The organism is Rahnella sp. R3(2024) (assembly GCF_042920125.1).
Taxonomy (GTDB): Bacteria; Pseudomonadota; Gammaproteobacteria; order Enterobacterales; family Enterobacteriaceae; genus Rahnella; species Rahnella rivi.
Map to the genome: position 1 here is coordinate 1 of NZ_JBHGBU010000002.1, position 26,369 is coordinate 26,369.

Genomic DNA, 26,369 nt, shown 5'->3' on the forward strand with positions numbered 1-26,369 from the left:
GGCAAGAATCGAGCAGGAACGCAGAAGCCTCAGCCGGTGCCTTTCTTTAGTCTTACTGCACACCCACACAACGAGAGTCAACATCATGAAAGTCATTCTTATCACAGGCGGAAGCACCGGCATCGGGGCAAGTACAGCAATTGAGTGCGCAGCAAAAGGAATGGGCGTGATACTGACCTGGCATCGCCACCCGGAAGCGGCTGACGAGGTGGTCAGGCAAATCGACGCCGCCGGAGGCAAAGCGGTGGCAATGCAGCTTGATGTTTCCCGTACACAGACGTTTGCTGCCTTTCGTACACAACTTGCTGAAGTACTGGAAGATTTCTGGCAACGCCGTGATTTTGATGTGCTGATCAATAACGCCGGTTTCGGCCTGTTTAACCCGATTGAAACCGTGACTGAAAATGAGTTCGACAACCTGTTTAACGTCCATCTGAAAGGCCCGTTCTTCCTGACGCAGACACTGTTGCCGTTGCTCACTGATGGCGGCCACATTGTCAATGTGACCAGCGCCACCACCCGCGTCACGACGTCCGGCGTTGCGCCTTATGCCGCCTTCAAAGGCGGGCTTGAGGTACTGACGCGTTATATGGCAAAAGAGTTTGGCCCGCGTCGCATTCGCGCAAATTCGGTTTCGCCCGGCGCAATCCGGACCGGGCTGGGCGGTGGCCTCAACGATGAGCTGGAAACATTGCTGGCGTCACAAACCGCACTGGGCCGCGTCGGCGAACCGGACGATGTAGGAAAGGCGATCGCAGGGCTGATTTCGGATGACAGCCGCTGGATCAATGCGCAGTCCATTGAAGTCGCCGGTGGCTACCACATTTAAGACTGACGGAGATTCTATGCTCGATCACATTTTTGTTTCAGTGCGTGATGTTGACCGTTCGGTCAGGTTTTACACCGCTGCGCTGGCACCGCTTGGCATCACCTCGCGGGTCGATTACGACGGCAAAGACGGGCCGCCGGGGCACCCTGATCTCACCGGTTTTGGCGCACATGGCCGGATATTTTTCTGGCTGCGGCAGGCAAAAGCCACCGGCGATGCCTCGCATATCGGCTTTGTCGCCAGCAGTAAGGCCATGGTGGATGAGGCGTACGCCGCCGCAATCAACGCCGGGGCGAAGGATAACGGCGCGCCGGGCGCACGTCTTTATTACGATCCGCGCTATTACGCCGCCGGTGTGGTCGATCCTGACGGCTATACCCTGGAATTTGTCTACAAAAGCTGGCAGCACGACCTGCCCTGAAGGCACGCACCGCTGACGTGGGGTCAGCGCTGACAACGGAGGTTTTCCTCCTGCACAAAATCGATAAATGCCCGCAACGGTGCAGGGATCAGACGGCGATCGTTGTAGTAAAGATAGGGCCCGGAAAACGACAGCCACCAAGGCTGTAAGATGGGTTCCAGCTCACCGCTGGCAAAGGCGGGTTGCAGCCAGTCTTCAAACAGATAGAGAATGCCGCCGCCCGCTTTCGCGGTATCCACCGCCAGATCCACCGCGCCGCCGACGCTGACCACCAGCGGGCCGCTGACCTGTACGCTGAGATTTTCCCCCTCCCGCTCAAACTCCCAGGCAGTCATGATGCCGCTGGCATAACGGCCACGCAGGCAGGCGTGCTTCATCAGATCACGCGGGTGTGCGGGTCTGCCATGGCGATCGAGATAATCCGCAGACGCAGCAGCGGCAAAACGCTGACGGCGCGGGCCGATGGGGATCGCCACCACGTCCTGTTCGAGACATTCGTCATAGCGGATACCCGCATCGCAACCGTCGCGAAACACATCCTGCACATTGCTTTCGGCGATGATCTCCAGCTGGATATCCGGATAACGTTGTAAAAACGCCGGCACCAGCGCCGGAAGAATCAGGCGCGTGGCGCTGACCGGCACGTTCAGCCGCAGCGTGCCGCCCGGCGTGTTGCGATAACGATTGATGGCGTCCAGCGCGGCATCGACCTCATTCATGGCCGGTAACAGACGTTCCATCAGCGCCCGGCCTGCTTCGGTCAGCACGACGGTGCGCGTGGTGCGATGAAACAGGCGGATGCCGAGTTGCTGTTCCGCACGGCGCACGGCATCACTCAGCCGGGAGGCATTGCTGCCGGTGACCCGCGCCGCTTCCCGAAATCCCCCGGCTTTCGCCACTTCCACCACGGCGTGCAGCAGAGCGATGTCCATTGGCATTGTGCGTAACCTCGTACAGTTTGTCCTGATTTCACCGGATAGTTGCACAGCCGGTTGCCCGATACAATAAATGAACACACACAGGAGAACCCCCATGTCACAACCCTCAATGACTTATCGCCTCGGCGACCGTGAAGTTGGACGCTTAGGTTACGGCGCAATGCAACTGGCAGGCCCCGGTGTTTTTGGTCCGGTAAAAGATGAAGCGCGGGCGATTCAGGTGTTGAAAGACGCGGTTGCATCGGGCGTCAATCACATCGACACCAGCGACTTTTACGGCCCGCATGAAACCAACCGGCTGATCAAAAAGGCTTTGCATCCTTATCCCGATGACCTGTGCATCGTCACCAAAGTCGGTGCGCGGCGTGATGAAAAGGGGGGCTGGTTACCCGCGTTTTCGGCACCGGAGCTGACCCGCGCGGTGGAAGATAATCTGCGCAATCTGGGGCTTGAGACAATGGACGTCGTTAACCTGCGCAGTATGCTGGACGTGTATAAGCCCGCGGAAGGTTCGCTGGAACCGCAGCTGGAGGCGCTGATGGCGTTAAAAGAGCGGGGGCTGATCCGCCACATCGGGCTGAGCAATGTGACTGCCAGACAAGTGGCCGATGCCCGCAAACTCACGCCGATCGCCTGCGTGCAGAACATGTACAATCTCGCCAACCGCAACGACGACGCGCTGGTGGATGAGCTGGCTGAACAGGGGATCGCCTGGGTGCCGTTCTTCCCGCTCGGGGGGTTCTCGCCTTTGCAGTCAACACAGCTTAATGAGGTGGCCGCTGAATTACAGGCGACGCCGATGCAGGTGGCGCTGGCATGGTTACTCAGGCGTTCTCCTAATATCTTGCTGATCCCCGGCACCTCATCTTCGCAGCATTTGCAGGAAAACCTGGCCAGCGCGCGGCTGACCTTGTCGGATGAGGTGATGGCGAAACTCAACGAGATGAGCCGTTAACCCTGCCTTGCCAAAAAAAAGGCGCCTGCTGAGGGCGCCTTTGTTGTTTCTGAGAGGAAATGTCGGTCAGACCGTGCCGGTACCGCCATCCGAACACCACACCTGTCCGGAGGTGTAGCTGCTTTCGCTGGAGGCTAACGCCACGTACATGCCGGCAATCTCAGCGGGCTGCCCCGGTCTGCCAAGCGGTGACTGCTCACCAAATTTCTCGACCTTTTCCTGCGGCTGGCCGCCGGAGGTTTGCAGAACGGTCCAGTACGGGCCGGGTGCAACGGCATTAACGCGAATACCGTCTGCGGCCAGTTGCTTCGCCAGACCTTTGGTGAAGGCGACAATCGACGCTTTGGTCTGCGAATAATCGAGCAGATTATCGCTCGGTAAAAATGCCTGAACCGAAGACGTATTGATGATTGCGCTGCCACGCGGCATATAGTCCAGCGCGGCTTTGGTGATCCAAAACATGGCATAGACGTTCGTTTTGAACGTGGCGTCAAAAGCTTCGGTGGTCAGGTCTTTGATCGAATTGCAGAACTGCTGACGCCCCGCATTGTTGACCAGCAGATCAAGCCCGCCAAGCTGCTCAGCCGCCTCTTTCACCAGCGTCTGACAGAATTTTTCCTCACGGATATCGCCCGGAATCGTGACGATTTTCACCCCTTCCTTGCGCAGCAACGCCACCACATCTTGCGCATCCGGCTCTTCATCGGGCAGATAGTTTATCGCGACATCGGCCCCTTCACGGGCAAAGGCTATCGCCACCGCCCTGCCGATACCCGAGTCACCGCCGGTCACCAGCGCTTTACGCCCCTTCAGACGTGAACTGCCTTTATAAGAGGTTTCACCGTGATCGGGCACCGGGATCATCTTGCTGACCAGACCGGGGAACGGCTGCTTTTGCTGTTCAAACGGCGGTTTTGGGAAAGTGTCCACATGCGGATCGTTAAGGGAAACGGGGATCGTTTTGTTGTTGTTCATACACAGGCTCCTTGTATAAAAACGAATGAAGGAACCCTAAAGGTAGAACAGATATGCCAGCCCATGTGTCATTAAGGATATTTCTGAGTCTGAGGCAGCCCTTGCCCGCCGCAGGGGAAACCCTTTCACTCATTTGCATTTCGACACAATTATTCGCCCCGCCTTACGGCCTGTTTCTCGTTATTATCCTGACCAGACTGAAAGTACAGGCTTCGTTGCGACGACAAAGGACTGACGACGGACGTTATATTGATAGTTTTTAACGGGATATATTATGCGTTACTCAAAAATGATGATGTTGTCAGCTCTGGTTTTCTCCTCCGTGATGACGCTGTCGCACACTGCGTCTGCGGCGACCCCTTCCCATGAGATCAAATCGTTCTTTGATGACTCGACCGAATACAAACTGGGCGACACCGTGCCCGGTTTATACCGCACCAAGCCTTATGAAATTGTTGACTGGCAACAGCGCCACCTGCCCGCCCCTGACGCAGGCAGCCACTGGACCTACATCGCGGGCAATTACGCGATGATCACCGACACCGACGGCAAAATTCTCAAAGCCGAATCCGGCGATATCTACTTCCAGTAATACGATTGCCGGTTATGCAAAAAGGGCGCGCTACCTCAGGTAACGCGCCCTTTTCTGTGTCATGCCGCCGTCAGGCTTAACGCTCACGCATGGCTTCGTTCATTTTGTTCAGCGGTTTCAGCAGATAATCAAGAATGCTTTTGTTGCCGGTTTTGATATCCACTGTCGCGATCATGCCGGGGAAAATATAAAACTTTTCATGATGCTTATTTTCCAGATAATTGGCGTTGGTCTTGATGTTCACGCGGTAATAATAGACGTCACGGCGGACCTCGTCCTGAATAGTGTCGGGCGAAATCGTGGTCACTTCTCCGTCAAAACTGCCGTAAATCGAATAGTCGTAGGCGGTGATTTTCACTTTGGCTTTCTGGCCGGGGTGAATAAACGCCACGTCGCGCGGTGAAATTTGTGCCTCCACCAGCATCTGATCGTCAATCGGCACCAGCGTCATCAGTTTGCCATTCGGCGGGATCACGCCGCCGACGGTGTTGACGTCAATATTCTTCACAATGCCTTTTACCGGGGAGAAAAACTCCAGACGGTTCAGGGAATCTTTACGGCCTAAAACCACCGAGCGCTGGGTTTCGATTTCCGCATTGGCTTTCGCCAGCTCCTCGCCCGCACGCACGTGATACTGGGTTTCCAGATCGGTGGCTTTGCTTTCCATTTCGTTGATCTGACGTTGCAGACGCAGCACTTCCACGTCGCTGGCCGCGCCCTGTTTCACCAGCGGCACGGTCATGCTCAGCTCGCGGCGGATCAGCGCCACGCCCTGCTTCAGGCCGGAAAGCTGCTTCTCCAGGCTGTTACGGCTGGAGTTGTAGAGTTCAGTTTCGGATTTCACCAGCTCCGGTTCATCGTCAAGATCGGCCGGAAAGGTCAGCGGTGTGCCGTTGATCTGAGCGGTCAGGCGTGCCGCCGTCGCCAGCGCGGCGTGCAGGCGTGACTGGCTTTCCTGCACGCCGGACTCGGTTTTGGTGCGGTCGAGCTGCGCCAGACGCTGGCCGCGCTCCACCACTTCGCCTTCGCGCACGTCAATACTGTGAACGATACCGCCTTCCAGCGATTGCACGATCTGTTCGTGCGCCGAAGGGATGACTTTGCCGGTGCCGGTGGTGACTTCGTCGAGCGTGTAGAAATTCGCCCACAGCGTGAAGCACAACAGCATCAGCGCCAGGCTCCATACCAGCAGGGTCGAACGCGGCAACGTTTTTTCACTCAGTGGCCGGTGATGGCGTTGGTTTCCATTCATGATGTCATCTCCTTATTGACGGCTTTCGCGGCCTGGGCTGGCTGCCCTTTCGGTCTGAAATGTTTACTGAGGATCTCGTCTTTGCTGCCGTCGAGCGTGATGCGTCCGTTGTCCATCACGATAATCCTGTCCACCAGCTGCAATAGCGCCAGACGGTGGGTGGCGACCACCAGCGTTTTGCCTTTACCCCAGGCGGCCAGGTGAGTGATCAGATTCGCCTCGGAGATTTCATCCAGCCACGCGCTCGGTTCATCAAGCAGCAACACCTGCGGCTGCATGATGATGTGACGCGCTAATAACAGCGCCTGACGCTGGCCGCCGGAGAGGCCAACGCCGCCTTCGTGGATCAGGAAATTCAGGCCATTCTCTTTTTGCTGCACAAAGGTCAACGCCCCGCTTAACACCAGCGCCTGATGGATTTCGTCGTCCGTGGCCTGCGGTCTGCCCATGGTGATGTTGTCGCGCACCGAGCCGAAAAACAGTCTGGCGTGCTGATTGTGCAGCGCCACGTCACGGCGTAAATCCGCCGGATCGATCTGTTTGATGTTGACGTTATCCAGCACCACCTGCCCCTGTTGCACCTGCTGCATACCGGCCAGCACCTGCAACAGCGTCGATTTACCGGCACCGTTTTTACCCAGCACGGCGATCTTCTCGCCCGGCCTGATGTGCAGGTTGTTCAGCGCCAGATTGGCCACTTTCTCTTCTTCGTCGTAATAGAACACCGCATCGTGCACCTGGTATTCACCGGCGATCTGCGCCTTATGCACCATTTTCTGCCCGTCTTCCTGATCGACAGGCCGCTGCATCAGTTCATCCAGCCCTTTACGCGCCACCTTGGCCTGCTGCCAGCGGGAGAGCACGCCGGAGATCTGCGCCAGCGGCGCGATAGTGCGGGAGGCGAGGATGGTGGTTCCCACCAGCGCACCGGTGGTCATGTCGCCGTTCATCACCAGATAACAGCCCACCAGCAGCACGATGGCGTAAACAATCGACTGCACTTCCTGCGTCCAGGTCATCAGCAGGCTGGTGAGAAAACGCTGACGCATACTGATGTCGGCGGAGACTTCGTTGCAGTGGTTCCACTGATTCTGAAAGCGCTGTTCAGCGCGCATCAGTTTGATGTCTTCCAGCGATTCCACCGCTTCCACCAGTGAGGCGTTTCGCACTGCGGATTCGCGCATGCCTTCGTTCGCCAGTTTCGCCAGCGGTTTCTGGATCAGTAACCCTGGGATCAGCAAAAGCGGGATCGCCAGCAGCACCACAAACACCAGCGGGCCGCCAATCATCCACAGAATGACCGTGAATAACAGGAAGAAAGGCAGGTCAGAAATCACGCTGATGGTGGTCGAGGTGATCAGTTCACGCACCGATTCCAGCTCGCGGATTTGCGAAATAAAAGAACCGGTGGATTTGGAGCGGGCGCCGTTTTTAATGCGCAGCGCGCGGCCAAAAACGCGGTCGGAAATGCGCAGATCGGCGCGTTTCCCCACCACGTCAGAAATATGGACGCGCACCATGCGCATCACGAATTCAAACACAATGGCGATCATCACGCCGCCGAATAACACCCACAGCGTCGGCACCGACTGCGAGGGCACTACGCGGTCGTACACCTGCATGGAAAACAACATACCGGCCAGCGCCAGCACGTTGGCGATCATCGCCGCCACCATAATGTCGCCGTAGCGACGCCAGTCTTTAAGGGCCAGATCCCAGAACCAGTTCTTTTTGTACGGCTTGATGTAGTTATCAACGCGCGCATCCGGCAGGGCCTGCAAAGGGCGCAGCAGAGTGATGCTCTGCACCCGCGATAAAAGCTGTTCAGGGGTGAGCGTGGTTTCCAGCCCCTGATCCTCGGTAAACTGCACGGCGCACTGGCCGCTGGCGTCCAGATGCGTCACCACGCCCAGACGGCCATTGTCCAGCGTCAAAATAAACGGCACGGACATCGGGTCCAGATCGGCAGGATGGAATGAGCGGGTCACGCGCGCCAGCCCGAGTTTGTGCGCCATCTCATCAAGCACGTTGTCTTGCGGTGCGCCCATCTCCCAGGCGAGCGTGGCTTTCACATGCTCTTCTGAATAATCCAGACGATAGTGGCGGGCGACATCCAGCATGGCGCTCAGCCACGCGCTATACCCCTTTTGTTTCTCCGCCTGCGCGGCGCGGCCATCGAACGCCACGGCCTCCGGTGCGGTACTGCTTTTCTCTGACATGATCTCTTTATTCATCTGCATTGTTCCCTAATTCATTGTTCCTTCACGTTCATTCCAGAACATGAATATTGAGCGGGAGAAGCGGAGCAGAGGATCATCCCTCTGCCCCGCCGCTTTCCGGTTGCCGTTAGCCAACCACTAACTGATGGTTCGCCAGCAGCGTCGCCAGATCGGTGTGAACGTTGGTCAGCGTGGCGATGGTGGTCATCGACTGCGCTGTGCCGCTGCCATCCAGATCGACCTTAATGACGGTGTCGTTGCCTTCAGTGCTGACGCTCAGGTACTCCGCCAGATTGCCGACGCCAGCGCCCAGAGTGGCGACGCCGTTCACGTAGCTGGCATCTGCCGTACCGGTGTAACCGCTCGACTGCAACAGATCGCTCAGATCAAGACGATCGGTGTTCGCCGTACCTTCCCATGTGCCGACCGTAAAGCCGTTGATGGTATCGGCACCGTTACCGCCGGTGGCGTCAGCACTGTCGAGCAACTTGTACAGCAGCGTGTCGTGCCCGCCGTTGCCCAGGTTGAAGGTGTCGTTGCCGCCGCGCCCTTCGAACACGTTATCGCCCGCGCTGCCGGTGAACACATCGTCAAAGTTCGACCCGGCAATGCCTTCGATATCTTTGAAGGTTGACGTGTTGAATCCGGTGTTCTGGGCATTGGTGTTGCTCAGATCCACGGTGACTCCGCTGGTGGCATTGCGGTAATCGACGATGTCCTGACCCCCGGTGGCGCTCCATGTCGCATGGTCTGACGTGGTGCTCCAGCCGCCGGAACCGTTGTAGATATAGGTGCCGCTTTCCGCGATAAACGTATCGTTGTAGCCGGTGCCGGTAAGGGTGCCGCTTTGTCCGCCGGTGGCGGCATCCGCCGTTACCGAGTAGCTGCTGGTGCCATCGCCTGCGGTCAGGTCAGTCCAGGTGGCATTGGACGACACACCGTTGATGTTGCGCACCAGCACCGCCGAATAGGTTTCATTCGGATCCAGCCCGTAGAAGTTCACCAGCGCCGAGGCGTCGTTAATCCCGATACCTGACTGGGCGTTGATGATCTGCGAGGCCACCAGTTCACCGGCTGAGTTGTACAGCTGAACGGTATTGCCGTAGAACACGTTCATCCCTTCGCCGTCGAGAATGCGCAGGTGGATCGCCGTGCCGTCGGCAATGGTGCTGTTGTTGGCGATGTACACCACTTTGCCGTTAGCCTGCGACACCAGCAGATCCTGTGTTCCGTTCCAGTCGTAATCGAGGGTGGCAATCCCCGTGACGTTGACCAGTGCGGTGGCCAGCGTGCTGCTGCTCCAGTTGTTACCGGTGCCGTCATTCATAAACAGCGTGGCGGTCTGGCTGCCGGAATAGGTGCTGAACTTGATGATGTCCATATCACCGTCACCGTCCCAGTCCACGGCGGCAGAGAGATACCCGGCTGACGCCGCATTGGTCGTCGCCGCGCCCACCGCCGTTGGCGTGGTCAGCAGGGTGCCCTGCCCGCTGTTGTAATAAATCGCGCCGCCATAGTTGTACGTGCCGTTCGGATTCAGACCGGAGGAAATGTACAAATCCATCAGGCCGTCGCCGTTGAAGTCCGCCCATGTCATCGACGCCGCCGTGGTGGTGTTGGCCGCATTCGGCACAAAGACGTTGGCGATATTTTGGGTTTCTGTCAGCGTGCCGGTTCCGTTGTTGCTCACCACCGTCAGCGCATACGCGCCGTTGCGGTTGGTGTGCTGAACGATGTCCACGGTACCGTCGTTGTTGATATCCACGCCGGAGATTTCACGGTATGTCACCCCCGCCAGCCCTGCCGCGCCGTTGGTACCGTCCGCGGAAAGTACGCCGTTGTTATTGACCAGATACGTACGGGAGTCGCCGCCCGCATCGCCGTAGGCCAGATCCACCCAGCCATCGCCAGTTTTGTCGTAAGCAATCACGCCGCCGTACCAGATCAGCGTGCCGACAGCCTGCTGGCCGTAGGTGTAAGTGCCGTCCGGGTTCGCCGTCCATTTACCCTGGATGCTGCCGCCGTAGTTGGTTTCCGTCGCATAAATGTCTGACGTGCCGTTACGGTCGGTATCCGCCAGCGTATAACTCACCACAATGTTGCCGCGGGAGTTGGTCAGCGTGGTGCCGGTATAACTGTTCAGGTCGGTACTGGTGTAATCGGAGATACCGGTGACAATGTTCCACAAACCGTTAGCGTTCACGCTGAACGCCATCGCGTTGGTGGTTGTTGCCCCTGCGGTAGTGGCCCAGCTGGTGTCCACGGCGGTTTCGGCATACACGATGATCGCGCTGGTGCTGATGCCCGCATCGTTACCGTTACCGGCGCTGCTTCTTACCTGCGCGGTCACGTCATAACTTGCCAGCCCCAGAGCGCCCGGCACCTGCAAATACCAGGTATTGTTGAGCGGATCGACGACCACGGCACCGCCAGCTTCCGACGTGTAGGTCACGCCGTTGACCACCACCTGCACATACATGCCTTCGCCCAGCGCTTCGGACAAGGTCCCGCTGATGATCGGCGTGGTGTCCTGCGTAGATTCCGCTGTCACGGTGGCAATGGTGGTCGGAATTGACGTATCCACGGTCAATGTAAAATCGGTGGATGACGTGGTGTTCCCCGCCAGATCCTGCGAAGTCGCGACGTAAACATAGGTGCCGTCAGCCAGCGCCGAATCCGAGAAGGTCCAGGCCAGACCAACCACCGTCGCGACGCCAACAAACACGCCGTTGCGGTAGATTTTCAGCACTTCGCCATCGGCCAGCGCCTTGCTCAGCGTGCCGCTCAGCGTCGGTGCGGTTTCATCGGTGTAAGTGCCTGAACCGAAGGATCCCTGACGGTCGCCTTCATCATCCGAATACTGAACGATGGTCGCGACCGCTTCCGGGTTCAGCGTGTCGATGACCACGGTTTGACTGCCGATCGTGCCGATGTTGCCTGCCTGATCGATAACCCGGACCTGCACGTTATGATTGCCGTCGGTCAGCACGGTGCCGGTGGCGTCATAGCTCCATGACTGGCCGTTAACGATCACATCCGTCCAGGTGTTGCCGCCGTCGAGGCTGATTTGCGCCCTTTCGTCGGTCGCCAGCGTCGCGCTCAGCCTTCCGGTGAACGTCAGGGTATTGTCGCTGGTAATAAAGTCACTGGCCGAATCGCCGGTGTCAGTGCTGATCGCGCCAATGGTGATGAGTTGCGTCGGCGCGGTGGTGTCAATGGTCACCACCTGCTGCGCGGTCTGGCCGACGTTACCGGCCTGATCCACCACGCGAACCTGATACAGCGTCTGGCCGTCGGTCAGCGTGCGGCCATCCACGTAGCGCCAGGTGCTGCCCTGCAGCGTCACGGTGGTCCAGGTCGCGCCGTTATCAACACTGATTTGCACCACTTCGCCTGCGCCAAGTTCCGCGCCAATCGAACCGGTGACCGTCAGCGAGGTATCGCTGGTCACGAAGTCGCTGTCTGAAATACCGGTGTCCGTGCTGATGCTGTCGATGGTCACGGTTTTAGTGCTGTCCGGCGCAACGGTATCAACGGTAACCACTTTTGAGGTCACGCTGCCGACGTTACCCGCCGTGTCCACCACGCGGACGTTATAGGTGTAATCACCGTCCGTCAGCGTGCGGCCATCCACAAATGTCCAGCCGGTGCCGATGGTGGTCGCGTTCGACCAGGTCACACCGCCATCGAGACTGACCTGCACGAACTCGTCGGCAGCCAGCGCCGCGCCGAGCTTACCGGTGACGGTCAGCGCGGTGCTGCTGGTCACAAAGTCGGTGCTGCTCAGACCGGTATCCGGACTTATTGCATCAATACTGACGGTTTTGCTGCTGTCCGGTGCCGTGGTATCGATCGTGACCACCTGGCTGGCGGTCGCGCCGACGTTACCGGCCAGATCGACCACGCGCATCTGGTAGTTGTAATCCCCGTCGGTCAGCGTACGGCCATCGATGTAGGTCCAGGTCAGGCCGCTGATGCTGACGTCTTGCCAGGTAGTGCCACCGTCGAGGCTGATTTGGGCATACTCATCCGCCCCCAGCGCCGCGCCAAGCGTGCCGCGCAGGTTAATGGTGGTGTCGCTGGTGATAAAGTCGCTGCTGCTCAGGCCGGTATCCTGCGAAATCGCATCGATACTGATGGTCTGGCTGGCGTCCGGTGCCAGGGTATCAATCACCACGGTCTGCGACGCCGTAGAACCGACGTTGCCTGCCGCATCAATCACCCGCACGTTATAGGTGTAACTGCCATCCGCCAGCGCGCTCCCCTGCGCATAGCGCCAGGTCGTGCCGGTCACGGTTAAGTCAGTCCAGGTCACCCCGCCATCCAGGCTGATTTGCGCGAATTCGTTGTTGCCCAATGCCGCAGACAGCGTGCCGTTAAGCGTGATGGTGTTGTCGCTGGTCACGAAATCGCTGTTGCTGCGGCCGGTATCATCGCTGATCGAATCCAGGGTAATGGTCATCGATGGCGCGGTGGTGTCTACCGCAATGTCGTGACTGGCCGCACCGACGTTGCCGATGCTGTTGGTGACCGACGCGGTGATGGTGTAATTCTCACCATCCGCCAGCGCGTTCACCGCATTGGCGCTGAGATTCAGCGTCCAGTTCTGGTCGTTGCCGACCTGCGTGGTGTAGCTCTGGCCGTTCAGCGTCACCGTCACGATGGAACCTGCCGGTGCCGTTGAGGTGCCGGTAATCGCCAGCGGCCCGGCGTGTTCCGCCGCGCTTATCACGTCGTCCTGCGCGAAGGTGTTGATGGTGACTTCAGGCACCACACCGCTGAGGCTGACAGAAGAATCCGCCGCTGCCGGGTTGCCCGCCACATCCGTCACGGACGCGCTGACGGTATAACTGCCGTCGGCCACACCGTTGAAATCTGCCGCAGGCACATTCACGCTCCACGTCCCTTCTGCGGTGACGGTGCCGTGGTATTCGCGGTTGTTGAAGGTCACGGTGACCGTCTGACCGGCTTCTGCCGACGTGGTGCCGCTGATGGTCTGACCCGCCTGCTGCTCGGTGGTGTTGATGATGTCATCACCGGCAATGGTGCTGATGGTCAGCGTCGGCGCAAGGGTATCGACAATCACTGATGCGCTCGCCGAGGCCGGGTTGCCCGCCACGTCCGTGGTGCTGGCGTTGACCGTCAGGGTGCCATCCTGCAAGGCTGCCACGTCGTCCTGCGGAACCTGCACCGACCAGGTGCCGTCGGCGTTAACCCGCGTGGTATAGGTGACACTGTTGAGCGTCACGCTCACCGTCTGACCGGCCTGCGCCGTGGAGGTGCCGCTCAGGGTTAATGGCTGCTCCAGCTCCGCCGCGTTCAGCATGCCGTCGGCGGTGATCGGGTTGATCAACAGCGCCGGTGCGGTGGTATCCACCAGCACGTCATGGCTGGCGCTGGCCGGATTACCCGCCGCATCCCGGGCGCTGGCGGTCACGGTGTAGTTACCGTCCGTCAGGCTGGCGACATCGGTCGCCGGAACGCTCAGCGTCCAGTCACCGTTGACATCCACCTGTGCGGTGTAGGTTTTGCCGTTCAGCACAACGGCGACTTCTGTGCCGGAAATCAGTTTTTCACTGCTGCCGGAAAGCGTCAGGCTGTTGCCGTGCTCCGCCGCATTGATGATGTCATCCTGCGCAATCGCATCGATGCTCAGGCTGACCGCATCGGTATTGACGGTGATCAGATGGCCGGTGCTGCCGGTATTGCCCGCGCTGTCGGTGATGCTCACCGTGAAGGTCGTTTCGCCGGAGGCCAGCGCGCTGATCACGCTCGCCGGTACGCCGACGCTCCAGTTGCCGCTGGCATCCACCACGGTGGTGTAGGTGTTGCCGTCAATCACCAGCGTCACCAGATTGCCCGCCTGCGTCCCGGTGCTGCCACCGGTGATCACCTGCGCCTGCGCATGTTCTGCGGTGTTCAGCACATCGTCACCGGCGACGGTGTTGACGGTGACCACCGGCGCAGTGACATCCACCAGCAGGGCGCTGTCGGTGCGGGTGCTGTTACCGGCGATATCGCTGACGCTGGCGCTGACGGTGTAAGTGCCGTCTGTGATCGCGCCCGCATCTGCCGCCGGTACCGTGGTGTTCCAGGTGCCGTCTGCCGCGACGTCGGCGGTGTAGGTTTTACCGTTAAGGGTAATCGTCACCTGCTGACCGGCTTCCGCATTTGTCGTCCCGCTCACTACCACGTCTGCGCCCGCTTCCGCGCTGTTCAGTACGTTGTCACCGGCGAGGGTGTTGATGGTCAGCGTTGGCGCGGAAGCATCCACTTCTGCGGTATTCGCCGCGCTCGCACTGTTGCCCGCCGCGTTGGTCACGCTGACGGTCGCCGTGGCGTCGCCGTCTTTCAGCGCAACCATGTCCGCTGCCGGAACGTTCACGCTCCAGCTGCCGTCGTCGCCCACTTTGGCGGTGTAGGTATGACCGGCAAAGTTGACGGTCACGTCGCGACCGGCTTCAACGTTTTGCGTCTTGCCGCTCAGGGTCAGATCTGCCGCCTTTTCCGCCGCGTTGATGATGTCGTCCACAGCGATGGTATCGACGGTGATCGCCACGCTGCTCAGATCAACGGTGATGTTTTGCGTGATGCTCACCGGGTTACCGGAGGCATCCGCGCCGCTGACGGTGATGGCAAGCTCGCCCGCAGGCCAGTTCGCCACGTCAGCAGCAGGGATTGCCGCCGACCAGCTGCCGTTGGCCTGTACGCTTGCGGAATATTCCACACCGTTCACGGTCACCGTCACAGTGCTGTTCGGTTCGAGATCGGTGCTGGTGCCGCTGATGATCTGGTTTTGCTGGACTTCGATGCTGTTGACGATGTCGTCACCGGCCACGGTATCCAGACGCAGGCCCGGCAGGTTGGCGTCGATGGCGATTTCGCGCTCACCGTTACCGGTGTTGCCGTGCTGGTTGGTCACGCTGGCGCTGACGGTCAGGTCGCCGTCGCCGAACCCTTGCAGGTCAGCCGATGGCACGCTGACGCTCCAGCTCAGATCGGCCTGCACTTTGGCTTCATAGGTCTTGCCGCCGAGCGTGATGGTGACTGTGTCGCCCTCTGCCGCGTTGGTGACGCGGCCGCTCAGGGTCTGGTCTGCCGCCGCTTCGGCAGCGTTGATCACGTCGTCGCCCGCCACCGCATTGATGATCACGGATGGCAGCGAGGTATCGACCAGCAGGTTAGCGCTTTCGGTGATGTTGTTGCCGATATCGCTGTTGGCGCTGGCGGTCACGCTGTAGTTCGCTTCGCCCAGTGCCGCCAGTGCGCTGGCCGGAACCGTCAGGCTCCAGACGCCCGCCGCAATCTGCGCGGTATAGGTCACGCCGTTCAGCGTCACGGTAACCTGCGTGCCTTCGCTCAGGTTGGTGCCGGTGCCGGAAATCGTCAGGTCTTCACCTTTTTCAATGGCATTCAGCACGTTGTCCTGCGAAATCGCATCAATGCTCAGGCCCGGCAGGCCGGTGTCGACGGTGACATCATGCGTCTGAGAACCGGTGTTGCCTGCGCTGTCGGTGATGCTGACGCTGACGGTGTAAGTGCCGTCAGAAATCCCGCTGATCACGCTGGCCGGTACGCCGACGCTCCAGTTGCCGCTGGCGTCCACCACGGTGGTGTAGGTGTTGCCGTCAATCACCACTGTCACGGTGTTACCGCTGACCGTGCCGGTGCTGCCGCCGCTGATCACCTGCGCCTGAGCATGTTCGCTGAGGTTAATGACATCGTCACCGGCGATAGTGTTGATGGTCACCACCGGCGCAGTAACGTCCACCAGCAGCGAGCCAGTTGCGCCGGTGGTGTTACCGGCGATATCGCTGACGCTGGCGCTGACGGTGTAAGTGCCGTCGGTGATCGCCCCCGCGTCTGCCGCCGGTACCGTGGTGCGCCAGGTGCCGTCTGCCGCGACGTCGGCGGTGTAGGTTTTACCGTTAAGTGTCACCGTCACCTGCTGACCGGCTTCGGCGTTTGTCATGCCGCTCAGCACCACGTCTGCACCCGCTTCCGCGCTGTTGAGCACGTTGTCACCGGCGAGGGTGTCGATGGTCAGCGTTGGCGCGGAAGCATCCACTTCTGCGGTATTCGCCGCGCTCGCACTGTTGCCCGCCGCGTTGGTCACGCTGACGGTGGCCGTGGCGTCGCCGTCTTTCAGCGCCGCCATGTCTGCCGCCGGAACGTTCACACTCCAGCTGCCGTCGTCGGCCACTTTGGCCGTGTAAATGTGACCGGCAAAGTTAACGGTCACGTCGCGACCGGCCTCGACGTTTTGCGTGGTGCCGCTCAGCGTCAGGTCTGCCGCTTTCTCCGCGGCGTTGATGATGTCGTCCACCGCGATGGTATCAACGGTGATCGCCACGCTGCTCAGATCAACGGTGATGTTTTGGGTGATGCTCACCGGGTTACCTGAGGCGTCCGCGCCGCTGACGGTGATCGCCAGCGGGCCCGCAGGCCAGTTCGCCACGTCCGCAGCAGGAATTGCCGCCGACCAGCTGCCGTTGGCCTTCACGCTGGCTGAATAATCCACGCCGTTCACGGTCACCGTCACAGTGCTGTTCGGTTCGAGATCGGTGCTGGTGCCGCTGATGATCTGGTTTTGGGTAATTTCGATGCTGTTGACGATGTCGTCACCGGCCACGGTATCCAGACGCAGGCCCGGCAGGTTGGCGTCGATGGCGATATCACGCTCATTCGAGCCGGTGTTGCCGTGCTGGTTGGTCACGCTGGCGCTGACGGTCAGGTCGCCGTCGCCGAACCCTTTCAGGTCAGCCGATGGCACGCTGACGCTCCAGCTCAGATCGGCCTGGACTTTGGCTTCGTAGGTCTTGCCGCCGAGCGTGATAGTGACAGTGTCACCCTCTGCCGCGTTGGTGGAGCGGCCGCTGAGGGTCTGATCCGCCGCCGCTTCGGCGGCGTTGATCACGTCGTCGCCCGCCACCGCATTGATAGTGACGGATGGCAGCGAGCTGTCCACCAGCACGTTGTGCGTGGTGCTGCCGGTGTTGCCCGCCGCGTCGGTGCTGGAGGCGTTCAGCGTGTAGTTCGCTTCGCCGAGGTTTGCGACATCAGTTGCCGGAACGTCGAGCGTCCAGACGCCGCCGCTGACCTGGGTGCTGTACTCTTTGCCGTTGAGAGTCAGGGTGACGGTTGAGCCGTCCGCACCGTCGCTGGTGCCGCTGACGGTCAGCGCTTCGCCTTTTTCGATGGCGTTGATCACGTCGTCAGAGGCGACGGTGTTGATGGTCAGCGCCGGTGCAGCGGTATCCACCGTGACATCGTGCGTGACGGAGCCCGGATTACCCGCCGCGTCTTTCGCGCTGGCAGTGATGGTGTAGCCGGTATCGTTCAGGGTGCTGACGACGGACGCCGGAACGCCGATGCTCCAGTTGCCCGACGCATCCACCGCGGCGGTGTAGCTTTGGCCGTCGATCTCAACCGTCACCAGCCCGCCCGCAGGCACGCCGGTGCTGCCGCCGGTGATCATCAGGTTTTGCTGATGCTCCTGCGCGTTGATCACGTCGTCGGCGGCCACGGTATTGATAGTCAGGGTTGGTGCAGTGACGTCCACCAGCAGCGAGCCGGTTGCGCCGGTGGTGTTACCAGCGATATCGCTGACGCTGGCGCTGACGGTGTAAGTACCGTCGGTGATCGCCCCCGCGTCCGCCGCTGGCACCGTGGTGCGCCAGGTGCCGTCTGCCGCCACGTCGGCGGTGTAGGTTTTGCCGTTAAGCGTCACGGTCACCTGCTGACCGGCTTCCGCGTTTGTCGTGCCGCTCACCACCACGTCGGCGCCCGCTTCGGCGCTGTTGAGCACGTTGTCACCGGCGATCACGTTAAGGCTCAGCGTTGGCGCGGCGGTGTCTACTTCCACAGTATTCGCCGCGCTGGCGCTGTTGCCTGCCAGATTGGTGACGCTCACGGAAACGGTAGCGTCGCCGTCTTTCAGCGCCGCCATGTCTGCCGCCGGAACGGTCACGCTCCAGCTGCCGTCGTCGGCCACTTTGGCGGTGTAGGTATGACCGGCGAAAATCACCGTGACATTCTGACCGGCTTCAACGTTTTGCGTTGTGCCGTTCAGGGTCAGATCTGCCGCTTTTTCCGCCGCGTTGATGATGTTGTCGGTGGTGACGGTGTCGATGGCGATCGCCACACCGGTCAGATCCACCGTGATGTTGTCAGAAATGGTGACATTGTTTCCGGCTGAGCTGGTGCCGCTGACGGAAACCGTCAGTGCGCCCGCAGGCCAGTTTGCCACGTCTGCCGCCGGAACGGCCGCTGACCAGCTGCCGCTGGCGCTCACATTCGCCCGATACTCCACGCCGTTGACCGTCACGATCACCGTGCTGCCTTCGGCAATGCCGGTGCTGGTGCCGCTGATGATCTGGTTTTGGGTAATTTCAATGCTGTTGACGATGTCGTCACCGGCAATGGTATCAATGCGTAAACCGGGGATCGCCGCGTCGATGGCAATATCACGCTCACCGGAACCGGTGTTGCCGCTGAGATTGGTCACCGTTGCGGAAACCGTCAGCGCGCCGTCGCCCATTGCGGCGAGATCGGCCGCCGGAACGGTCAGGCTCCAGGTCAGGTCATTTTGTACCTCGGCGTGATACGTCTTGCCGCCCACGGTGACCACCACCTGTTGCCCCGCTTCCGCATGGAGCACGCTGCCGCTGATCACCTGATCGGCGGTCACTTCGCTGGCGTTGATCACGTCATCACCGGCCACCACGTTGATGGTCACGGCCGGGCTGTCAGAAGAGGTTTGCAGGCCTTTGCTGACTGAACCGCTGTTGCCGTACTCGTCGGTGCCACGCACGCTCACCTGATACAACGCCTGTCCGAGGTTCGCCAGATCGCTGGCCGGAACGTCCGCACTCCATGCGCCGTTGGTGACGGTGCCCTGATAGTCCAGACCGTTAAGCGTGACGATAACCTGGGTGCCATCCGCCAGACCGGTCACCGTACCGGTGATGGTCAGGGTGGTGAGCGCTTCGGTGGCATTAAGGATGTTGTCGCCACCGGCCATGTCATTGATGGTAAACACCGGCGCGGTCGTTTCGACGGTCACATCGCGGTTTGCAGAACCCGTGTTCCCGGCCACGTCCGTCGCCTGTGCGGTGATGGTGTAGCTGCCGTCGTTCAGGCCGCTGATCACGTCCGCCGCAACGCCGACGCTCCAGTTGCCGCTGGCGTCGCTGACCGTACGGTAATCGACGTTATTGACGGTGACGATGACAACGCTGCCTGCCTCCACGCCGGAGACGGTGCCGCTGATCACCTGCGCCTGTGCATGTTCGCTGCTGTTAATGACGTTATCGCCCGCGACGGTGTTGATGGTCACGACCGGCGCGGTGAGATCTACCTGCGCGGTGCCTGTTGCCGATGCCGGGTTGCCCGCGATATCGCTGACCGAGGCATTCATGGTGTAGCTGCCATCGCCCAGGCCGGAGAACACAGTGCCCGGTACGGTGGTAGTCCAGGTGCCGTCTGCGGCAACCTGCGCAAGATAGGTATTGCCGCCGAGCGTAATGGTGACGGTCTGCCCGGTTTCAGCGGTGCTGGTGCCGGTCAGCGTGACGTCTGCATTGCCCGAAACCGCGGTCAGCACGTCGCTGCTGGTGACGGTATTAATGGTCACCACCGGCACGGAAGCATCCACTTCAGCGGTATTCGCCGCACTGGCGCTGTTGCCCGCCGCGTTGGTCACGCTGACGGTCGCCGTGGCGTCGCCATCTTTCAGCGCCGCCATGTCTGCCGCCGGAACGTTCACACTCCAGCTGCCGTCGTCTGCCACTTTGGCCGTGTAAATGTGACCGGCAAAGTTAACGGTCACGTCGCGACCGGCCTCAACGTTTTGCGTTGTGCCGCTCAGGGTCAGGTCTGCCGCTTTTTCCGCCGCGTTGATAATGTCGTCCACCGCGATGGTATCGACGGTGATCGCCACGCTGCTCAGATCAACGGTGATGTTTTGCGTGATGCTCACCGGGTTGCCGGAGGCGTCCGCGCCGCTGACGGTGATCGCCAGCGGGCCCGCAGGCCAGTTCGCCACGTCCGCTGCCGGAATGGCCGCCGACCAGTTGCCGTTAGCCTTCACGCTGGCGGAATAATCCACGCCGTTCACGGTCACCGTCACAGTGCTGTTCGGTTCGAGATCGGTGCTGGTGCCGCTGATGATCTGGTTTTGGGTAATTTCGATGCTGTTGACGATGTCGTCACCGGCCACGGTATCCAGACGCAGGCCCGGCAGGTTGGCGTCGATGGCGATATCGCGCTCACCGTTGCCGGCGTTGCCGTGCTGGTTGGTCACGCTGGCGCTGACGGTCAGGTCGCCGTCGCCGAACCCTTGCAGGTCAGCCGATGGCACGCTGACGCTCCAGCTCAGATCTGCCTGGACTTTAGCTTCATACGTTTTGCCGCCGAGCGTGATAGTGACAGTGTCACCCTCTGCCGCGTTGGTGACGCGGCCGCTCAGGGTCTGGTCTGCCGCTGCTTCGGCGGCGTTGATGATATCGTCGCCCGCCACCGCATTGATGATCACGGATGGCAGCGAGGTATCGACCAGCACGTTGTGCGTGGTGCCGCCGGTGTTGCCCGCCGCGTCGGTGCTGGAGGCGTTCAGCGTGTAGTTTGCTTCGCCAAGGTTTGCGACATCAGTTGCCGGAACGTCGAGCGTCCAGACGCCGCCGCTGACCTGGGTGCTGTACTCTTTGCCGTTGAGAGTCAGGGTGACGGTTGAGCCGTCCGCGCCGTCGCTGGTGCCGCTGACGGTGAGGGCTTCGCCTTTTTCAATGGCGTTGATCACGTCGTCAGAGGCCACGGTGTTGATGGTCAGTACCGGCGCAGCGGTATCTACCGTCACATCGTGCGTGACGGAACCCGGATTGCCCGCCGCGTCTTGCGCGCTGGCGGTAATGGTGTAGCCGGTATCGTTCAGGGTGCTGACGACAGAGGCCGGAACGCCGACGCTCCAGTTGCCCGACGCATCCACCGCGGCGGTGTAGCTGTGGCCGTCAATTTCAACCGTGACCAGCCCGCCCGCAGGCACGCCGGTGCTGCCGCCGGTGATCATCAGGTTTTGCTGATGCTCCTGCGCGTTGATCACGTCGTCGGCTGCCACGGTGTTAATGGTCAGCGTTGGCGCGGTCACGTCCACCAGCAGCGAGCCCGTCGCGCCGGTGGTGTTACCGGCGATATCGCTGACGCTGGCGCTGACGGTGTAAGTGCCGTCAGTGATGGCGCCTGCGTCTGCCGCCGGTACCGTGGTGTTCCAGGTGCCGTCTGCCGCGACTTCCGCGGTGTAGGTTTTACCGTTAAGTGTCACGGTCACCTGCTGACCGGCTTCGGCGTTGGTCGTCCCGCTCACTACCACGTCTGCGCCCGCTTCGGCGCTGTTCAGTACGTTGTCACCGGCGAGGGTGTCGATGGTCAGCGTTGGCGCGGAAGCATCCACTTCTGCGGTATTCGCCGCGCTGGCGCTGTTACCTGCCGCGTTGGTCACGCTGGCGGTGGCCGTGGCGTCGCCGTCTTTCAGCGCGGCCATGTCCGTTGCCGGAACGGTGACGCTCCAGCTGCCGTCGTCGGCCACTTTGGCCGTGTAAATGTGACCGGCAAAGTTAACGGTCACGTCGCGACCGGCTTCGACGTTTTGCGTCGTGCCGTTCAGCGTCAGGTCTGCCGCTTTTTCCCCAGCGTTGATGATGTCGTCTACCGCGATGGTATCGACGGTGATCGCCACGCTGCTCAGATCAACGATGATGTTTTGCGTAATGCTCACCGGATTGCCGGAAGCGTCCGCGCCGCTGACGGTGATGGCAAGCGGGCCCGCAGGCCAGTTCGCCACGTCCGCAGCAGGGATTGCCGCCGACCAGCTGCCGTTGGCCTGTACGCTTGCGGAGTAATCCACGCCGTTCACGGTCACCGTCACAGTGCTGTTCGGTTCGAGATCGGTGCTGGTGCCGCTGATGATCTGGTTTTGCTGGATTTCGATGCTGTTGACGATGTCGTCACCGGCCACGGTATCCAGACGCAGGCCCGGCAGGTTGGCGTCGATGGCGATATCGCGCTCACCGTTGCCGGTGTTGCCGTGCTGGTTGGTCACGCTGGCGCTGACGGTCAGGTCGCCGTCGCCGAACCCTTGCAGGTCAGCCGATGGCACGCTGACGCTCCAGCTCAGATCGGCCTGCACTTTAGCTTCATACGTTTTGCCGCCGAGCGTGATGGTGACAGTGTCACCCTCTGCCGCATTGGTGACGCGGCCGCTCAGGGTCTGATCCGCCGCTGCTTCGGCGGCGTTGATCACATCGTCACCCGCCACCGCATTGATGATCATGGATGGCAGCGAGCTGTCCACCAGCACGTTGTGCGTGGCGCTGCCGGTGTTGCCCGCCGCGTCAGTGCTGGAGGCGCTGAGGGTATAGTTCGCTTCGCCGAGGTTTGCCACGTCGCCCGCAGGAACGTCCAGCGTCCAGACGCCGCCGCTGACCTGGGTGCTGTACGCTTTGCCGTTGAGAGTCAGGGTAACGGTTGAACCGTCCGCGCCGTCGCTGGCGCCGCTGACGGTGAGGGCTTCGCCTTTTTCAATGGCGTTGATCACGTCGTCGGATGCCACGGTGTTGATGGTCAGTACCGGAGAAACGGTATCTACCGTCACGCCGTGCGTGACGGAACCCGGATTGCCTGCCGCGTCTTTCGCGCTGGCAGTAATGGTGTAGCCGGTATCGTTCAGGGTGCTGACCACTGAGGCCGGAACGCCGACGCTCCAGTTGCCCGACGCATCCACCGCGGCGGTGTAGCTGTGGCCGTCGATCTCAACCGTCACCAGCCCGCCCGCAGGCACGCCGGTGCTGCCGCCGGTGATCATCAGGTTTTGCTGATGCTCCTGCGCGTTGATCACGTCGTCGGCGGCCACGGTGTTGATGGTCAGGGTTGGCGCGGTCACGTCCACCAGCAGCGAGCCAGTCGCGTCGGTGGTATTACCGGCAATGTCGCTGACGCTGGCGCTGACGGTGTAAGTGCCGTCTGTGATCGCCCCCGCGTCTGCCGCCGGCACCGTGGTGCGCCAGGTGCCGTCTGCCGCGACTTCCGCGGTGTAGGTTTTGCCGTTAAGGGTAATCGTCACCTGCTGACCGGCTTCGGCGTTTGTCGTGCCGCTCACTACCACGTCTGCGCCCGCTTCGGCTCTGTTCAGTACGTTGTCACCGGCGGTCACGTTAAGGCTCAGCGTTGGCGCGGCGGTGTCTACCGTCAGTTCCTGCGCCGCGCTGGCGTTATTGCCCGCGACGTTGGTCACGCTGACGCTCACGTTAGTGTCGCCATCTTTCAGATTTCTGATGTCCGCCGCCGCAACGGTGACGCTCCAGCTGCCGTCCGCCTGCACCGTCGTCTGATAGGTGCCGCCCGCGAAATTCACCGTCACCTGCTGACCGGCTTCGACATTTTGCGTGGTGCCGCTCAGCGTGACATCTGCCGCTTTTTCCGCGGCATTGAGGATGTTGTCCAGCGCGATGGTGTCGATGGCAATCGCCACGCTGCTGAGATCAACGGTGATGTTGTTGGCAATGCTGACGCTGTTGCCCGACGTGCTGGAGCCGGTCACGCTGATGTTCAGCTCGCCCGCAGGCCAGTTCGCCACGTCTGCCGCCGGAATGGCCGCTGACCAGCTGCCGCTGGCGCTCACATTCGCCCGATACTCCACGCCGTTGACCGTCACGATCACCGTACTGCCTTCGGCAATGCCGGTGCTGGTGCCGCTGATGATCTGGTTTTGCTGAATTTCGATGCTGTTGACGATGTCATCGCCCGCAACGGTATCTATGCGCAAGCCCGGCAGACTGGCGTCGATGATGATTTCGCGCTCGCCGTTGCCGGTGTTGCCGTGCTGGTTGGTCACTGACGCGCTGACGGTAAGATTTCCGTCGCCAAGCGCCTGCCAGTCTGCCGCTGGCACGCTGACGCTCCAGCTCAGGTCGTCTGCGACGGTGGTCTGATAAGTGTGGCCGCCCAAGGTGACGAGCACGGTATCGCCCGCCGCCGCATGGGTGACTTTCCCGCTGAGGATCTGGTCAGCGGTGATTTCTGTGGCGTTGATGATGTCATCGCCTGCGGTGACGTTCACCGTGACCTGCGGCAGCACGGAATCCACCTGCACCTGATGCGATGCGCTACCGGTGTTGCCGGCCGCGTCGGTGCTGACGACGGTCAGGGTGTAATGGGCTTCACCGAGTTTCGCCACATCGGACGCCGGAATGCTGACTGACCATTGGCCGCCGCTGACGCGGGTGGTGTAATCCACACCGTTGAGCGTCAGGGTGACGGAGGTGCCATCCGGGCTGCTGCTGGTGCCGGTGACGGCCAGCGCTGCGCCTTTGGCTTCGGCGTTGATCACGTTTTCAATCGCGACGGTATCAATGGTCAGTTCCGGCAAATCGGAAGACAGTACGAGGGTCGAGGTCTGGCTGCCGGTATTGCCTGCTTTGTCGGTGATGCTGACGCTGACATCGTGGCTGCCGTCCGCCAGTGAACTGAACACGGACGCCGGTAAACCGATGCTCCATGAGCCATCCGCCGCCAGCGTTGTGGTGTAGGTCTGGCCGTTGATGACCAGCGTGACGGTGTCGCCCGCTTCCCCGCCGGTGCTGGTGCCGCTGACGATGTGCGCCTGCATTTGCTCCGTGCTGTTGAGGATGTTGTCACCGGCGATGGTATCGATGGTGACGACCGGCACGGTGGTGTCTACGCGGAAATCATGCGTGGTGGAAGTGCTGTTACCCGCCGCATCGCTGACGCTGGCGCTGAGGGTGACGTTGCCGTTCGCCAGTGCGCCTGCCTGCGCGGCCGGAACGCTCACGGACCAGTTGCCGTCTGCGCCAACGGTCGTGGTGTAGGTCTGGCCGTTCAGGTTGAGAGTGACGGTCTGACCGGCACCGGCATCCGAGGTGCCGCTGAGGATCAGGTCGCTGCCCGCTTCCGCCGCATTAAGAATGTCATCGCCCGCCAGCGTGCCGATGGTCAGCGACGGAGGGTGCGTATCCACCGTCAGCGTTGAGGTGGAGGTGATGTTGTTACCGGCGCGATCCACGCCGCTGACCTGCACGGTGTGAACACCGTCAGCCAGAGCCTGCGCGTCTGCCGCCGGCACCTGCACGGACCAGGAGCCGTCTGCACCCACGGTGGTCTGCCAGCTTGAACCGTTGAGGGAAACGGTCACCGCGGTGCCCGCCGCCAGGTTTTCGCTTTTACCGGAAAGCGTCACGTCGCTGCCTGCTTCGGCAGCGTTGAGCACGTTATCGCCCGCCATGGTGTCGATGCTCAGGGAGGCTTTGGCCGTGACAATGGTCAGGGTGATGGAGCCTGCGCTGGTGGTGGAACCGTTGCTTTCCTGTACCACCATGTAGGTATGCGAACCGGCAGACTGCGCAGCCAGTTGTGCCGTCCACTGCCCGTTTGCGTCAACCACGGTGGTGGCGATGATGTTACCGCTGGCATCCACAATGGCGATATCCGCCCCCGGATACCCGGTGCCGGTGAAGGTCGGACGCGTGTCGTCGGTCACCGCCTGATTCGCCAGAATGCCCTGGCTGTCGCCCTGCGTGTCGGTCACGAGGAACGTCGGCTGTGCCACTTCGACATCTTTGGTGTTATCGATGACTTTGGTTTTTTCGTCGGTGCCGCCGCTGTGACCCAGCAACGCGCCCGCCGCGCCCGCGCCCAGCACGCCGGCCAGCAGGTACGGCCATTCCACGGTCACTTCTGCCGTGCTGAGCATTAGGCTGCTCATGTCCGCCAGCGGGGTTTCCACCGCGGTGAGGGTAAATACCGGCGTATCATGAGGGGCAGTGGCGTCGGTGAAATTCACCTCGGTCATCTGCTGATTTTCATCCTGAAAGACCAGTTTATTCTCGTCTTTATCACCTATATTCTCGAAATATCCTACACAGCGAATAACCGAACCATCCTGCATATGAATAATCAGATCATTGCCGCTGCGTTCATAGCTGGCGACATTTTTCACTGCGTCATGAATAACGACCACACCGGATTCATTCATCGCGACGGATGTATTTCCTTCTGCGGTGAAAACATTTTTCAATGACGTTTTACGAGAGATAATATCCATGGTTTTGCTCATGATATTGTGTCCATTCCTTTTATATACCCAATAGGTGTTATTACAACGCCATTAACCTGGCATT

Annotated in this window: 9 protein-coding genes; 4 read left to right on the forward strand and 5 right to left on the reverse strand. The window is 60.7% G+C overall.

What is annotated here, in order from left to right; translation table 11 throughout:
• The first annotated feature begins 85 nt into the window (after positions 1 to 85).
• Positions 86 to 829: an SDR family NAD(P)-dependent oxidoreductase gene (locus tag ABSH60_RS20565; protein ID WP_056772608.1), complete on the forward strand. Its 744-nt coding sequence runs from the start codon at positions 86 to 88 to the stop codon at positions 827 to 829.
• Positions 830 to 845: 16 nt separating this feature from the next.
• The gene (locus ABSH60_RS20570; RefSeq protein ID WP_056772611.1) at positions 846 to 1,250 is read left to right on the forward strand and encodes a VOC family protein; all 405 of its coding nucleotides are present in this window, start codon (positions 846 to 848) and stop codon (positions 1,248 to 1,250) included.
• A 23-nt stretch (positions 1,251 to 1,273) separates the two neighbouring features.
• Here ABSH60_RS20570 and ABSH60_RS20575 read toward each other — a convergent pair whose 3' ends face one another.
• The gene (locus tag ABSH60_RS20575; protein ID WP_390975867.1) at positions 1,274 to 2,188 is read right to left on the reverse strand and encodes a LysR substrate-binding domain-containing protein; all 915 of its coding nucleotides are present in this window, start codon (positions 2,186 to 2,188) and stop codon (positions 1,274 to 1,276) included.
• 94 nt (positions 2,189 to 2,282) lie between these two features.
• Here ABSH60_RS20575 and ABSH60_RS20580 point away from each other — a divergent pair, with 94 nt between their 5' ends.
• Positions 2,283 to 3,143 carry an oxidoreductase gene (locus ABSH60_RS20580; protein WP_390975869.1) on the forward strand — a complete coding sequence of 287 codons (861 nt, stop codon included), beginning with the start codon at positions 2,283 to 2,285 and terminating at the stop codon, positions 3,141 to 3,143.
• A 66-nt stretch (positions 3,144 to 3,209) separates the two neighbouring features.
• On the opposite strand, the gene ABSH60_RS20585 is transcribed toward ABSH60_RS20580, so the two are convergent.
• A complete protein-coding gene (locus ABSH60_RS20585; protein WP_122096597.1) occupies positions 3,210 to 4,118 on the reverse strand; it encodes an SDR family oxidoreductase in 909 nt (302 codons plus the stop codon).
• A 274-nt stretch (positions 4,119 to 4,392) separates the two neighbouring features.
• Here ABSH60_RS20585 and ABSH60_RS20590 point away from each other — a divergent pair, with 274 nt between their 5' ends.
• Positions 4,393 to 4,710 (forward strand): RcnB family protein, encoded by a 318-nt coding sequence (locus ABSH60_RS20590; protein WP_056772628.1) that lies wholly within the window; start codon positions 4,393 to 4,395, stop codon positions 4,708 to 4,710.
• 76 nt (positions 4,711 to 4,786) lie between these two features.
• Here the strand turns inward: ABSH60_RS20590 and ABSH60_RS20595 are convergent, their stop codons facing one another.
• The 3 genes from ABSH60_RS20595 to ABSH60_RS20605 all read right to left on the reverse strand — a co-directional run bounded on the left by ABSH60_RS20595 (position 4,787) and on the right by ABSH60_RS20605 (position 26,305).
• Positions 4,787 to 5,962: an HlyD family type I secretion periplasmic adaptor subunit gene (locus ABSH60_RS20595; protein ID WP_390975872.1), complete on the reverse strand. Its 1,176-nt coding sequence runs from the start codon at positions 5,960 to 5,962 to the stop codon at positions 4,787 to 4,789.
• Entirely contained in the window at positions 5,959 to 8,196 is a 2,238-nt protein-coding gene (locus ABSH60_RS20600) for a type I secretion system permease/ATPase (RefSeq protein ID WP_390975874.1), read from the reverse strand. The genes ABSH60_RS20595 and ABSH60_RS20600 overlap by 4 nt, the downstream gene beginning before the upstream one ends.
• Positions 8,197 to 8,308: 112 nt before the next feature.
• Positions 8,309 to 26,305: an Ig-like domain-containing protein gene (locus tag ABSH60_RS20605; protein ID WP_390975876.1), complete on the reverse strand. Its 17,997-nt coding sequence runs from the start codon at positions 26,303 to 26,305 to the stop codon at positions 8,309 to 8,311.
• Positions 26,306 to 26,369: the final 64 nt, after the last annotated feature.

Excerpts from the sequence above, each read along its gene's own strand:
- ABSH60_RS20565 (WP_056772608.1), top strand. The coding sequence starts at position 86 with ATGAAAGTCATTCTTATCACAGGCGGAAGCACCGGCATCGGGGCAAGT.
- ABSH60_RS20570 (WP_056772611.1), top strand. The coding sequence starts at position 846 with ATGCTCGATCACATTTTTGTTTCAGTGCGTGATGTTGACCGTTCGGTC.
- ABSH60_RS20595 (WP_390975872.1), bottom strand. The coding sequence starts at position 5,962 with ATGAATGGAAACCAACGCCATCACCGGCCACTGAGTGAAAAAACGTTG.
- ABSH60_RS20600 (WP_390975874.1), bottom strand. The coding sequence starts at position 8,196 with ATGAATAAAGAGATCATGTCAGAGAAAAGCAGTACCGCACCGGAGGCC.
- ABSH60_RS20605 (WP_390975876.1), bottom strand. The coding sequence starts at position 26,305 with ATGAGCAAAACCATGGATATTATCTCTCGTAAAACGTCATTGAAAAAT.
- ABSH60_RS20585 (WP_122096597.1), bottom strand. The coding sequence starts at position 4,118 with ATGAACAACAACAAAACGATCCCCGTTTCCCTTAACGATCCGCATGTG.
- ABSH60_RS20580 (WP_390975869.1), top strand. The coding sequence starts at position 2,283 with ATGTCACAACCCTCAATGACTTATCGCCTCGGCGACCGTGAAGTTGGA.
- ABSH60_RS20575 (WP_390975867.1), bottom strand. The coding sequence starts at position 2,188 with ATGCCAATGGACATCGCTCTGCTGCACGCCGTGGTGGAAGTGGCGAAA.
- ABSH60_RS20590 (WP_056772628.1), top strand. The coding sequence starts at position 4,393 with ATGCGTTACTCAAAAATGATGATGTTGTCAGCTCTGGTTTTCTCCTCC.